At 45.7% G+C, this 13,572-nt stretch carries 11 protein-coding genes and 1 tRNA gene; 1 reads left to right on the plus strand and 11 read right to left on the minus strand.

All coding sequences use genetic code 11. The features are described from left to right. Positions 1-5 precede the first annotated feature (5 nt). The gene (locus DESDE_RS17605; protein ID WP_014795377.1) at positions 6-1,118 is read left to right on the plus strand and encodes an ABC transporter substrate-binding protein; all 1,113 of its coding nucleotides are present in this window, start codon (positions 6-8) and stop codon (positions 1,116-1,118) included. A gap of 63 nt (positions 1,119-1,181) precedes the next feature. Here the strand turns inward: DESDE_RS17605 and selB are convergent, their stop codons facing one another. From selB to era, 11 genes are all read right to left on the minus strand, one after another. Further along, positions 1,182-3,101 carry a selenocysteine-specific translation elongation factor gene (selB, locus tag DESDE_RS17610; RefSeq protein ID WP_014795378.1) on the minus strand — a complete coding sequence of 640 codons (1,920 nt, stop codon included), beginning with the start codon at positions 3,099-3,101 and terminating at the stop codon, positions 1,182-1,184. Between the two features lie 4 nt (positions 3,102-3,105). Further along, positions 3,106-4,536 carry an L-seryl-tRNA(Sec) selenium transferase gene (gene selA / locus DESDE_RS17615; protein WP_014795379.1) on the minus strand — a complete coding sequence of 477 codons (1,431 nt, stop codon included), beginning with the start codon at positions 4,534-4,536 and terminating at the stop codon, positions 3,106-3,108. Between the two features lie 120 nt (positions 4,537-4,656). Beyond that, a tRNA-Sec gene (locus DESDE_RS21710) sits at positions 4,657-4,753 on the minus strand. A 66-nt stretch (positions 4,754-4,819) separates the two neighbouring features. After that, a complete protein-coding gene (locus DESDE_RS17620; protein WP_014795380.1) occupies positions 4,820-5,548 on the minus strand; it encodes a formate dehydrogenase accessory protein FdhE domain-containing protein in 729 nt (242 codons plus the stop codon). Between the two features lie 113 nt (positions 5,549-5,661). After that, a complete protein-coding gene (locus DESDE_RS17625) occupies positions 5,662-6,345 on the minus strand; it encodes a formate dehydrogenase subunit gamma (RefSeq protein WP_014795381.1) in 684 nt (227 codons plus the stop codon). Beyond that, the gene (locus DESDE_RS17630) at positions 6,345-7,160 is read right to left on the minus strand and encodes a 4Fe-4S dicluster domain-containing protein (protein ID WP_014795382.1); all 816 of its coding nucleotides are present in this window, start codon (positions 7,158-7,160) and stop codon (positions 6,345-6,347) included. Before DESDE_RS17630 ends, DESDE_RS17625 begins: the two co-directional genes overlap by 1 nt. 4 nt (positions 7,161-7,164) lie before the next feature. Then, entirely contained in the window at positions 7,165-10,215 is a 3,051-nt protein-coding gene (gene fdnG, locus DESDE_RS17635; protein WP_014795383.1) for a formate dehydrogenase-N subunit alpha, read from the minus strand. A 371-nt stretch (positions 10,216-10,586) separates the two neighbouring features. Then, positions 10,587-11,048, minus strand: a complete 462-nt coding sequence (locus DESDE_RS17645; RefSeq protein WP_014795384.1) for a UBA domain-containing protein — start codon at positions 11,046-11,048, stop codon at positions 10,587-10,589. Next, on the minus strand, positions 11,020-11,832 hold the full coding sequence (gene recO, locus DESDE_RS17650; RefSeq protein WP_014795385.1) for a DNA repair protein RecO: 813 nt from the start codon (positions 11,830-11,832) through the stop codon (positions 11,020-11,022). The genes DESDE_RS17645 and recO overlap by 29 nt, the downstream gene beginning before the upstream one ends. A 67-nt stretch (positions 11,833-11,899) precedes the next feature. Further along, positions 11,900-12,556, minus strand: coding sequence for a deoxyribose-phosphate aldolase (gene deoC, locus DESDE_RS17655; protein WP_174270152.1), 657 nt, complete (start codon positions 12,554-12,556; stop codon positions 11,900-11,902). 45 nt (positions 12,557-12,601) lie between these two features. Continuing rightward, a complete protein-coding gene (gene era / locus DESDE_RS17660) occupies positions 12,602-13,513 on the minus strand; it encodes a GTPase Era (protein ID WP_014795387.1) in 912 nt (303 codons plus the stop codon). Positions 13,514-13,572 lie beyond the last annotated feature (59 nt).

A 13,572-nucleotide genomic window follows, 5' to 3' on the forward strand; every position in this document is an offset into this window, starting at 1 on the left:
ACATTATGAGAAAAAAACTCATCTCAATGCTCTTGGCCATTTCACTTCTATTAACGTTTACCACCGCTTGCGGCACGAACGCAAACACCCCTAACAACAACCCATCTGTTCCTGCAACCTCAAATCCGGCAGAACTTCCCAAAGGTGAATTGATCAGCTTTACTGATTCTGCCGGACGGACTGTCGAAATTCCTGCCAACATTACCCGAGTTGCGGCCTCAGGCACCCTGGCTCAAATCGTGCTCTTTCCTTTAGCCGCCGACCAGTTTGTAGGCTTAGCCGGCAAGTGGGATCCTTCGGCCAAGCAATATCTGGACCCAAAATATTTCAACCTTCCTGTACTGGGGCAGTTTTATGGCAAAGGCGACCTTAACCTTGAAGAAATCGCTAAGGCCGATCCTCAGATCATTATCGACATCGGCGAATCCAAGTCAAGCATTGTCGAAGATATGGACAATATAATGAACCAAGTGGGGATTCCCACGGTCCATATCGAAGCCACAACAGAAACGATGCCCGAGGCCTACAGGACTTTAGGCAAGCTGCTCAATAAAGAGGCAGAGGCTGAAATTCTTGCCCAGTATTGTGAAGAAGTGTTTAAGGAAACTCAGGATATTATGGCCAAGGTTGGGGAAGAAGAAAAGGCCGATTTGGTCTATTGTGTCGGCGAAAATGGCCTGAATGTCCTGGCAAAGGGCTCTTTTCACGCTGAAATCCTCGATCAAGTAAGCAATAATGTAGCCGTTGTCGATGATATCTCCAGTAAAGGCGACGGCAACCCCGTGGATATGGAGCAAATCATCTTATGGGATCCTGATGTGATCGTTTTTGCGCCGAACAGTATATACAGTAAAGTGTCTGAGGATAAAACCTGGCAGGAATTAAAAGCCATTAAAAACGGCAAGTATTATCAGGTTCCACTGGGCCCCTATAATTGGATGGGTAATCCCCCTTCAGTCAATCGCTATATTGGCATGATTTGGATAACTCAGCTGCTCTATCCTGAACAAGCTCAATATGATCTTTACAAAGAAACAGCCAGATACTATAAACTTTTCTATCATTGTGACCTGACCGAAGAGCAATACAAAGCTCTTGTGACAAATTCAGTCATATAGTTTTATAGAATTAAAAGACTTCGAGGAGAACATCTCTTCGAAGTCTTTTGAATTTCATGAGCCCTAACCTAAGAAGTCATGATAATGAATTCCCGGTATGCGCTGATCTTCTTTTCTTAGTGTAATTTTAACACTATCGAAATACTCCAAATAAGCAATGACGGCTTTTCTGCCAATATTCAATGAATCCCTGACTTCGATCACACTGACGCTCCCTTTGACATCCATTAAGGAGCGAACGGTTTGGTAGACCTTTTGGAAGGCCTCTTTATGGACAAAGATTCCTTGCCCCAGATCAAAAAGTCTACCTGATTTTTGCAGGAATTTCACTATTTCCTCAATGTCGCCTATTTTTATACTACCATCTTTTGAAACCTGCAGAATACTTCCGGCATTAATGCCATAGTTCAAAAACGTCGTTTCAATCAGGGCTACTTCCTTTGATGCCCGGATTCTTGCCAAGGCTTTTCCGTCAAGTTCAGACAGATAATTTCCATCCGTGAGTAAACGATGATTGAAAACAAAATAATTTAGCAATGCGGCAAAATCTTTGGGATCTATCCCGGAAAAAGCTCCGCTTTTTAGTTCTTCTTTATCGATTTGATAGCGATAGGGATATTTTTGATACATTTTCCTAAATGCAGATGTTATTTTATTGAAGTATTTTTCATATTGGTTAAGGCTTAAATATTTATGAGTTTCTTTTAATATAATTAATTTTCCCGATACAACTTCCCTATCCAGGGTTTCCTGTAATTTAATCCGATCTGTATTCAGCCCTCGCCATAGCTCCTCTGAGCTGAGAGGTTTTTCCGAGGAATTTAATACTAAGGAGATTAACTCCTCCAAGGTGCCATTTTCACCGATGGCCATGGCATTCATGCTTTCTTGGGAAAACCGCTGTCTGTTCTTCGTGGCATGATACAAGATCCAGCCACCACCAATGGTAACTGCCGGTGAATAACTGCGGATAATAAACCGATCTTTACGCAGTACGACTACCGGTTCTTCGAAACGCAGCTGACCATAGCCTTTGCTCCCCTCAGCGATTTCATCCGTTCCCAAGAGTCTGACCCTGGCCAGAACCTCCTTGGTTCCCGTGTGAACATGGACCCTTTGATTATGTACCAAACTACCTTTGCCTTTAACAATATAAATCAGAGCGTCCACAATCCAGATCGGGTTCAGTGTTCCTTCACGGGCAATGGTGTCGCCTCGCTGGATTTCTGATTTTTCGATCCCGGTGAGATTCAGGGCACACCGATCTCCGGCGATCGCTTCATCCACACCGCTATTATGGACTTGAATTCCCTTGACCCTTGCGGTGAATCCTGAAGGATAGACTGCCAGAGTCTCTCCTTTGTTGACAATTCCGCTGGTTATCGTTCCAGTTACGACAGTCCCATGACCTGCCATAGAAAATATCCTGTCAATAGGCAGCCGAAATAGTTCTTGACCTTCTTTTACCTGTACCTTAAGAGCGAGCTGATCCAAGGTTTCCATCAGTTGAGGAATCCCTTCGCCGGTTACGGAGGATACATGGACAATAGGGCTTTCTTCCAGAGTTGTCCCCTGCAGTGTGTTTTGAATATCTTCAAGGATCATTTCCAACCACTCATCGTCGACAAGATCCGTTTTTGTTAAGGCGATAACACCGGTCTTAACATTGAGCAGGTTTAAAATATCAAGATGTTCCTTAGTTTGTGGCATAATTCCCTCATCAGCAGCAATGACCAGCATGACGAGATCGATACCCGTAGCACCAGCCACCATCGTCTTCACGAATTTCTCATGCCCAGGAACATCAATAATGGAGACATTCTGGCCTGAGGGCAAAGTCAATGAGGCAAAGCCCAGTTCAATGGTCATGCCCCGGCGTTTCTCTTCATCGAGACGATCTGTATCAATACCGGTCAGTTTTCTCACTAAGGATGTTTTGCCGTGGTCGATATGCCCAGCAGTTCCTAATACAATCTTTTTCATTGATTCACCCCACGATGCTCTGCAAGGTTTGCGTAATAAGGGGAAATTCCTTTTCTGATATCGTTCGAACATTCAGCAGGACTTTGTCCTTAATAATCCTGCAAATAATCGGGGTCGACCCTTTTCTGAGAAGATCCTGCAGCTGGTTTGCAGATAAATCGTCAATTGTTAAGGATACCGCCTTGCCTTTTAACAGGACATCCGGCAAAGAACCGCCCCCTGCTTCATCATAAACATCTACGATATCCGTTTGGCATCGCTCATTCAGCGCAGCATGGAGCTGTCGCTCCAACTCCTGTGCTCTGAGCAGTAACTCTTCTTCTTTTAATGCCAGCATGTTTAAAGCCGGGATCTGCTCAATCGCTTTTTCAGGATTCATATAGAGTCTCAGCACCTCAGCCAAGGCCGCGATGGAACTTTTATCGCAGCGGACAATGCGGGCAAAAGGATTCTTCTTAATTTTATCAATCAATGCCTTTTTGCCGGCAATGACACCAATCTGAGGACCGCCCAGCAATTTATCCCCGCTAAACGTGACGAGATCCACGCCGCCGGCGATGACTTCCTGCACGGTCGGTTCATGATGCAGTCCGATTTTGGTCAGATCATAAAGGCAGCCGCTGCCCAAATCCTCCAACACCAGTACATTTTTTTCTCTGCCCAACTGTACTAAATCCTGAAGAGGAACTTCTTCAGTGAAGCCGGAGATTTTATAATTGCTGGTGTGAACTTTTAACAATACAGCCGTATTTTCGGAAACAGCCTCGGCATAATCATGCACTTTTGTTTTGTTCGTTGTGCCAACTTCGATCATGGCACAGCCGCTGGAGGCGATAATATCCGGTATGCGGAAGCTTCCGCCGATTTCCACCAGTTGGCCTCTGGAAATAATGACTTCCCGCCGGCTTGCCAAGGTATGGAGACTTATAAATACTGCAGCAGCATTATTGTTGACTACCATAGCACTTTCAGCGCCGGTTAAACGGGTAATCAGGGACTCAATATGTGCGTGACGGGAGCCTCTGCTGCCGGTTTCAAGATCGAACTCCAGGTTGCTGTAACCTTCATTGACTTCTTGAATTAAGCCAATAGCGGAACCAGGCAGGGGGGCTCTGCCCAAATTGGTATGAAGCACAATTCCTGTGGCATTAATCAACTTTTGTAAGCCTGTGTTTCTCTGTTCGCTGAGCTTTTCTTTGAGCTTCTGAATCAAATATGATGTGAGTTCCTGCCGAGGTAGAAGAGACATGGATGTCATGAAGAATTTGTCCTCAAGCAACTGTTTTCGATAGTCGTCGATTACCTGCTTTAGTGTTTCGCTGAGCACGGTTTTTCCAATCCTGTCCGTCAAAGCCGCAACTTCAAGGTCATCCATGATTTCATTCATGGGAGCGATGGTTCTCAGCGCCTTTAATAATTCTAAATCATTCTCCAAAAACAGTGCCTCCTCATAGGAAAGGGACATGAATTGAGCAGAAAGCACACTGCATTTATCATGTCCGCAAATCGCAACTATAGTATTCCGGGCTATTTATCTATTCTTGGTTAAATTACATGGCGGGAATGTGTAGGAGTCGAACCTACCTCGGCCGGATCACCCACCCGACAACGGATTTGAAGTCCGCGGAACCCACCGGGATCCATCCATTCCCATACTGTATTATATATCATACATGGTATGATTTTCAAATAGGCAATTTAAATTCTTATAAATCTTTCTAATTCCATCCATTCTGTCCGGCAAGCCATTTTTCAGCAGCATAGTTGAGAGGCATCGTCCGTATATCCTCCCAGACCAGATCTTCGACACTTAATTCTCTCAGATCCACCTGTTTGAAATACGAGCCGCAGTCAGAACAGACGGCCACCTCAATCCCAGGATACTGTTCGGATTTAAGGTATGTCTGTTTTTTGGCCTCCATGCTGCCGCAGCATGCACAGCCGGAAGCATTAACAGGTCTCTGATAACCACAGACGAGGCATTGCTGGTAGCGCTTCCCTACAGGCGGAGCCAAAAGGGTCATAAAATGTTTTTCTCCGCAGACCGGACAGGTTCCAAAGGGTTGATTCGCTTCTCCGGGGTTCGGAACTAAGTGTTGGCAGATCATCCGGGCAACACCTGCCAGGGCTAGTTGCAATCGGGCAGCAGCTGGATTAACCAGCGGCTCGCCATTCTTAAATTTATCCAGGAGGATGCGCAAGTCAGCTTTTTCCTGTGGTTCGTCTGCAACTCGATTGAGTCTTTGCCACAAATCGATGATGCTTTCTTCGGGCAAACTATCCAAAGTAAAAAACGGCGAGGCAGAGGCAAGCTGGAACTCAGCCACTGCTCCGGGAGCCTGCTCTCGCTGCCAAAGCTTTATTTCCGCCTGTAATTTCAGATAGTTGTCTTTTACTGCAGCCAAATGCTGTTCTTCCAATTCAGTATTCAGATTATTTGTCTGCACAATTTCTCCTCCTAAAGGAAGTCTGTTGCAAACCCTTAACCCAAAACCAGGAATCAGGTTTACAACAGACTAGAATCATTAATTTCAATAATTGGAATTATAGTTTGACCGGTCTATTTTCCGGCTTTTTCTTGTTTTTGAATTTCCTCATACCAAGCGCCATGATGGGACTTAGCAAAACCTTTGGGTACATAACCCTTAAGCATACCCTGCAAAGCAACCCGTGATTCCGGGTGCAACAAGGCAAGATAGAGATGCCCAATTAAAGCAGTAGTCATAAAAATCATGGCCAGGTCATGAACAGGATAGGCTATACGCACCAGAGAAATGGGGAAGAACTGGGGGAACCACATAATAAACCCGCTTATGGCAATAAAGATGGATCCGAAAATTGTAAATAGAGAATTGATTTTTTCACCGCCATTATACTTTGCCTGGGGCGGGTAATTACCATGCCCGCCGAAGAATTCAGTTGCAAAAGCCTTTACGTGCATAACATCGGCCTTAGTCCAGGTAAAGACGGAACGAATCCATTGCCAGTGATGTTTCGTGTCACCGATAAAGAACTTCAGCCCTACAACGACCACAAAAATTACGGCAACGACGCGATGAATCATGCGTGCGTTTTCGATACCTCCAACAATTGCCATAACCGGCCGAAACGTCACAGACAGAACGGCTAAACCTGTAAAGAGAAGAATCAGGAAGGAAGACGCGTGAACCCAGTGACTGAATCGCTCCCCCCCGGTGAATCTCAGAACTTTTCCCTCAGGGACTTGTTTGGAGTTTTGTGCCATTATAGTGCCCCTCCTTTCCCGTGGCGGTCATCATCTGCAAAATGTTCTTTGCTGTAATTGCCTTTAGCCACATTGACCAAAGTTCCAACAAGAACGGCTGCAGCTGCACCTCCGCAAGCAATCGCACCCAATGGGCGGGCGATATCTTTCCAAAGGGTCAGGGTAAAGGGAACCGTAGGATTTACCGGCAAGCCATAGGACTCCGGACTATCCAGGAGAATATATTTGTAAAGCGTTCCTCCTACGATATCCTTGCCATAGATATTAGCCTTGGGATAATTCTGCTTTAACTCAGCCAAACGCTGTTCAGCCTTTTGCATCATCTCGGCATCATCCCCAAAAGTAAGGGTTCCCGGCTGGCAAATGGCAACGCAGGCAGGCTCAAGGCCATTTTCTACACGTTCCCAACAACCGGTACATTTCGAAGCTTTTTGCGTCGCCTGGTCCACTCTGGGAATGTCGAAGGGGCAGTTGGTCACACAGTATCCACAGCCGATGCATTTGTCCTTGTCAATGACCGTAAATCCGGTCTCTGTTTTGGATATAGCTTCAGAAGAACATGCCTTCAAACAGGCTGCATCGGCACAATGGAAACATTGAGCTTTACGCATCATCCAAAGCATTTTATTGTTTTCGTACTTTTCATCGAAGGCAATATAGGTGTAAGTGTTATAATCAAAATCTTTGGTTGACTGATAACTTTTAACCAGTGATGTTTTAACAGCCGGCAGCTCATTCCATTCCTTGCAGGCCGCGGAACAGGCTTTACAGCCCGTACACTTAGAGGTGTCGACTAAAATCATTTTTTTACTCATTTGTCTACGCCCTCCTTATGTTGACCAGACAGCACTTATATTCCGGTGTGCCTGCAGTAGGATCGATGGCGCCAATGGTCAGGTTGTTGGCACTTGGTCCAGGACTAAGTGTCGCAAAACCCCAACTCCAAGGCATACCAATGGTTTCGGAATCCTGGCCGTTGATCTTTAAGGTCTGAATTCTGTCCGTTACCAGAGCAACAACTTGGACTTTACCCCGGGCAGAAGAAACTTCTACCATGTCCCCTTCTTTAACCCCAATCTTTTGGGCCAGATTTTTGCTGATCTCTGCGAAAGGTTGTGGCATCAGCTCGTTGAGCATCGGAATATTTCTAGTGATCCCGCCGGCGCAGAAATGTTCAACTAAGGCGTAGGTTGTCAAAACATAGGGGTAATCCTCTTTGGTTCCATGGTTCGTGACACCGGGAAGGAAGTTCGGGATCGGCACTGTGGGATTAGAGCTTACCTCCGGATGAAGAACATTGACCGTCGGACTTTCCACCGGCTCATAGAACTCCGGCAACGGACCATCGTTACATTGACCGGCTGGTCTGACACCAATGTGCGGCAAACCATCCACAGAGGGTGTGGCAGGAATTCCACTGAAATATTTCGCAGTGAATAAGCGGCCTATTCCTTCTGGATTCATGCGAAAAACCTGTTTTCCTTCCGGGGTATCCGGCCCTTTGGTTTTGTCAGGTACATCAGGACCGTCATGGCCTTCCCAGGAATTCTTGGCGGAATCCCACCAAATCAGCTTGAGATTCTCATCAAGGGGTTGACCATTCATATCGCAGGAAGCACGGTTATAGAGGATTCGGATGTTACCCGGCCAGGAGAAACTCCAGTTGCGGTATAATCCGAGCCCGGAAGGATCGCTGTTATCACGACGGGCAGCAAGATTGCCGTTACCTGTAACACCTGCATAAATCCAGCAGCCTGATGAGACTGATCCGATGGGAGCTTTTAAATAATCAGCCAAAGTAGGCAGCACTTTACCGGTTGTTTCATCATAACCACTGATTTCCTGGAGAACTTTCAATGGATCCGCTTCATGACCATAGTCCCAACGAGCCTTGAGAATGGGTTCATCTTTAGGATCGGTACTGCCGGCATAGAGCTCCTTGAGTTTGTGGTAGATATGGTCCAGTATATCCAAGTCGGGTTTAGCTTCGCCAGGAGGCTTCAGAGCCGCATCCTTCCACTGGATCCAGCGACCGGAGTTGGATAAAGTACCCCCTTTTTCATAAACAAAAGCTGCCGGAAGGAGTATGACTTCTGTATTGATTTTAGCAGGATCGACTAAAAGCTCACCTGTTGTCGGATCCTTTTCACGCCAGAATTGGGCGGTTTCAATCTCGTAAACATCCGCCACAACCAGCATATCCAGCTTAGCCAAACCCTCACGGACGATTTGCCGGTTAGGGATGGATACCATGGAGTTCGAGCCAAAATTAAGCAGCATCTTAAACTGTCCGCCATTGATAGCCTCCCAAAGTTTCACCATGCTGTAATTCTTGCCCGAGTTGTACTTAGGCAGATAATTAAAGCAATAATCATTTTCTTTGGTAGCATTTTCACCAAACCAAGCTTTGAGTTGAGAGACAATATGCCTTTCAAAAGCCGATCCGTTGCGAACCAGATAACTGCGCAGATCTTTATCCGTATGAACTGGAGCCCCCAGATAACCCGGCAGGTTATTAAAGAGATTGGCCATATCGGTAGAGCCTTGAACATTGGGCTCACCACGCAAGGCTTGGATGCCGCTGCCCGCTTTACCTACGTTACCCAAAAGCAACTGGATGATCGCGTAGCTGCGGATTCCCTGAACACCGGTGGTGTGTTGGGTCATGCCCAGTGCATAAAGAATACTACCCGGTCTGGTATTGCAGAAGGTATCAGCGATTTCTTTAATTTTTTCAGCAGGTATACCGCTGATATCAGCTCCTACTTCCAGAGTATAACGAGAAAAATGCTCTTTAAGTTTGCCAAATACGCAATCAGGATCATCCAGACTTTCGGCTATCACCGGTTTATTTTCAGCATTGAGCTCATAAGCCCAGCTATCAAAATTGTACTTTTTGGTCTCGGGATCAAATCCGGAAAACAGTCCATCGGCAAATTTAAAGTCTTTGCTGATCTTGTACAGCGCATTGGTATGGTTGAGTACATAGTCTTCATCATAGAGTTTGTTCTCTAAAATATAATTGATAATTGCATTTAAATAAGCAATATCTGCTCCGGGACGAACCTGGGCAAAAATATCTGCTTGTGAGGCGGTACGGGTAAACCGTGGATCCACCACGATCACCTTGGCGCCGTTTTCTTTTGCCTTATTGATCCAACGCATGGCTATGGGATGGTTCTCTGCACAGTTGCTGCCCGCAATCAGGAAGCATTTCGTGTTTTGCATATCCGTCCATGAGTTGGTCATAGCTCCGCGGCCAAATGAAGGTGACAAACTTGCCACCGTGGGAGCGTGTCATATCCGAGCCTGGTGTTCGTTATAGGGTGTTCCGATGAGCTCGGACAGCTTCTTGATCAGGTAAGACTCTTCATTATCCACTTCCGCTGAGCCTAAAACGGCAATGCCCTCGGCGCGATTTACGGCATAAGTCGTACCGCCGATTTCTTCCGTAGCCATCCAGGTCGTGTCACGAACTTCTTTGATCTTTGAGGCAATCTTATTAATCGCGTCATCCCAGGAAATTTCCTGCCAATCGTTGGTTCCAGGAGCTCTGTATCTCGGCTTTGTGACCCGGTCCGTCGCGTTGGCGACATGACCCAGACTGGCACCTTTCGGGCACAGGGTACCGGAGTTCACCGGATTATCTGGGTCTCCATCCAGATAAACGAGCTTCTCATCTTTAATATGAAGCAGCAAGCCGCATCCGCCGGAACAGAAATGGCAGATGCTTGGAATTTTTGTAGTTCCTTCAATTCTAAGGCTGAATCCCTGGGCTTGGGCGATCTGTGGATCAAATCCAAGACCGGAAGCCAAAGCAAATAGAGATGCCCCAGAAAGCTTAAGGAACCCACGACGAGTTACTTCCATTTACTCTCCCCCTCTTATTATTACAATTGTTCCGGCTTTTGCCGAAACAAAAAATTACGTAAGACCCTACTTTAGCTGTATATTAATTTCTCTCACTAAGGTAGAATCTTTATCGCTAAAAAAGAAAGCTTTATGTGAATTTTTAAACATCACTCCTGTGAAAATTTAGATTTATTTTTAATAACGAAAAAATATATTTTCTATTCTGCCATAGCATTTGTGAATTGTCAAATAATTTAGACAATAAAGAAAGTGAGAACTTTCAGTAACTCTTCTGTTTCTTCCCCTTCTTGGGGCCTTTCCAGGTTAGATAAATAGGAATTAGGATATAGAAAAGACTTCGGAAAGTATCTTTCTCCGAAGTCTTTTTCTTATTGGAGGCCTGCTTCATTTTCATGAAAGTTCATGGAATAGGATGCATGATAATAGGGTTCAAACTCGTTATCATCCATCATGGACTCCAGTTCCAGTTCATAATTTTGCACAGCCGCCATTGCCGCTCCCGCCAAGCCGAGTACCCGCAAAGTCGGCCGTTTCCATACCATATACCCTATGGCAATACCAAGAGGGGCGGAAATACTGAATACTGTACGGTCATTATGCTTAAGCTTAACCTGGGTTTGCCATAGCTTGTTGAATCGATTCTTTGTGCCATTCCACATCTTCCCTACCGTTCCATCTTCGAGGGCCTTCTCTCTTTCGCAATCCGCCAGAGCTTGAATCACATCCCCGTTGGACCTTAGCAAAGCGCGGCGCGCTTCTTCATAGCTTAGATTTAACCGATCACATAGAATGTCAACTTTCTCAAGTTCCGTCCACATCTCTTCGCTCATCTAAATCATCCTTTCCGCTTGGGTTTTGTCCCACGTTGACCAAGCGGCTCCCCATACTCCAAGACCTCAATTGTTTATCTAAGGTTTGTTCGCAAAAATATTGTGAGGTATCAAGAATTTCTTTTTTGCTCCATTGGTTCCAGCGCAGTCGGTTCAATTTTTCCAGCTCTCCTTGAAGAAGTTGACGCATTAGCCCAAGACTTCCCCCACTAACCCATCTTCCGATGATGGAGGGACTTCCTTGAGTTTGGCATTGTCGACAAACCACTCCGCCAGCATCTGGGCTAAATAATAACCGCTCCCCTTGAACCCTTTGCCCACACTCGGCACATTCCATAAAGCGAGGGCGATAACCGAGATAATTCATTAGTTTTAAAGCATAGGCACACTGCACTAAAGACGGTTCACAGCTTTCCACAAGGAATAAACTAGAAAAAGTGAGGGTGAAGAGTTCCGGATGGGGTTGCCCGGGAAGGGTTGCCAGATCAAGAAGCTCTGCCATTGCCGTAGCTGCCATACTCATTTCTAAGTCCGTCCACAAATGAGGAAAGCTCTCCTTGGGGCTGGCCTGATTGACGGTATCCAGTGATTTTCCCTTATGTAGCAGGTATTCCGCATAGGTAAACAACTGAGCCCCAGCTCTTTGGCGGCTTTTAGGTTTACGCACCCCTTTTGCAACAGCCTGGATTTTCCCGTATTCTCTTGAAAACAAAGTGAGTAGACGGTCCGATTCTCCATACTCCCGGCTTCGAATCACCAAAGCATCGGCGTGGTAAACTCCCACATCTTCACCTCATAGTCTTTGTAAATATCCTGTTCTTATACAAAAGTGAAAGGAAGCCATTATCATATCAGCCGCTGATTATTTGTACTCCGGAACTTGTCCCCAAGCGATCAGCTCCGGCCTCCACCATCTTTAAAGCAATATCACGGGAACGTATTCCGCCTGAAGCCTTCACTTTAACGGATTGACCCACCCAGGCTTTTAGATTGCGTACATCTTCCACGGTGGCTCCGCCACCGGCAAAGCCTGTGGAAGTTTTGATATAATCTGCCCCTGATGCTTTAACGATCTCAGCAGCTTTTTGTTTCTCATCTTCAGTAAGCAAAGAAGTCTCGATAATGATCTTTGTTATGACACCACAGGAATGGGCCCCTTCGACAGTCAGTGTTATATCCTTTTCCACGGCTTCCCAATTTCCGGATTTTGCCCAGCCTATATTCATCACTATATCCACTTCCCGGGCACCATGAGCTTTGGCCGCGAAAATCTCTTGAACTTTAATCTCCGTCATGGTTGCTCCAAGAGGAAAGCCGATAACTGTGGCCACTCCTACGCCGCTGCCGTGCAAAAGCTTGGCGGCAGTACAGATATAGGCCGGATTAATGCATACTGTCGCAAATTTGTGCTGCTTGGCTTCATGGCATAGGTTTACGATGTCTTTTTCAGTAGCCTCCGGTTTGAGAAGTGTATGATCAATCATACCTGCTAAGTTCATTGTCCTCATCCTTTCCAATTGTCTCCCAAAACACATATCATTATCAGCCTCGTTCTAACTCCGATCCGAATATCCGAATTCGCGAAGGCTTCTTCCCCGATTACGCCAATCTTTCTCAACCTTGACAAAGAGTTCCAGAAAAACCTTACTGCCCAGCAAAGTCTCAATATCTTGGCGAGCTAATCGCCCGATTTCTTTGAGGAGGCTTCCCCCTTGACCGATGATAATTCCTTTTTGGGAGTCCCGCTCTACCACGATAAGGGCACGGACCTTGATTAAGGTTTTCTTTTCTTCCACACTCTCCACCACTACAGCAATGGAATGAGGAACTTCGTCTCGTGTAAGCTGAAGCACCTTTTCCCTCACAAGCTCCGCCATGATAAAGCGTTCCGGTTGGTCGGTGACTTCATCTTCGGGGTAATACATAGGCCCTTGAGGCATTTCTTTGAAAATTACCTTCAATAATTCGTCCTTATTCTCCCCTGTTTTAGCCGAAATAGGAATAATCGCCAGAAAATCTTTTAGGGCAGAATAGTCTTTAATAAGCTTTAATAATTTATCTTTTTCAATCAGATCAATTTTATTCAACAACAGAATGCAGGGCGTTTTTACTTGCTTGAGATTTTCTAATATATATTCCTCACCGGCACCGAAATCAGCAGTCGTATCCACCATGTACAAGATAAGATCCACTTCCCGAAGAGATTCCAGAGCCGAATCCACCATAAACTCTCCTAATTTGTGCTTAGGCTTGTGGATTCCGGGTGTATCCAGAAAAACGATCTGTCCTCTTTCTTCCGTCAGGATACAGTGAATCTTGTTCCGAGTAGTTTGAGGCTTATCGGACATGATTAAGATCTTCTGTCCTAAAAGTTGGTTAAGTAATGTAGATTTTCCAGCGTTAGGACGGCCAACCACTGTGACAAATCCCGAGCGAAAATCTTTATTGGGTTCAGCACCGTGCAAATTTGCTCACTTCCTCAATGTTCACTATTCGATAGCCTTAATAGGCTTATAACTAACTT

The sequence above is a fragment of the Desulfitobacterium dehalogenans ATCC 51507 genome (assembly GCF_000243155.2).
Lineage (GTDB): Bacteria > Bacillota > Desulfitobacteriia > Desulfitobacteriales > Desulfitobacteriaceae > Desulfitobacterium > Desulfitobacterium dehalogenans.

Bases quoted from the DNA above. Each gene is read 5' to 3' on its own strand.
- DESDE_RS17605 (WP_014795377.1), top strand. From the start codon at position 6: ATGAGAAAAAAACTCATCTCAATGCTCTTGGCCATTTCACTTCTATTA.
- selB (WP_014795378.1), bottom strand. From the start codon at position 3,101: ATGAAAAAGATTGTATTAGGAACTGCTGGGCATATCGACCACGGCAAA.
- DESDE_RS17625 (WP_014795381.1), bottom strand. From the start codon at position 6,345: ATGGCACAAAACTCCAAACAAGTCCCTGAGGGAAAAGTTCTGAGATTC.
- DESDE_RS17630 (WP_014795382.1), bottom strand. From the start codon at position 7,160: ATGAGTAAAAAAATGATTTTAGTCGACACCTCTAAGTGTACGGGCTGT.
- DESDE_RS17645 (WP_014795384.1), bottom strand. From the start codon at position 11,048: ATGAGCGAAGAGATGTGGACGGAACTTGAGAAAGTTGACATTCTATGT.
- deoC (WP_174270152.1), bottom strand. From the start codon at position 12,556: ATGAGGACAATGAACTTAGCAGGTATGATTGATCATACACTTCTCAAA.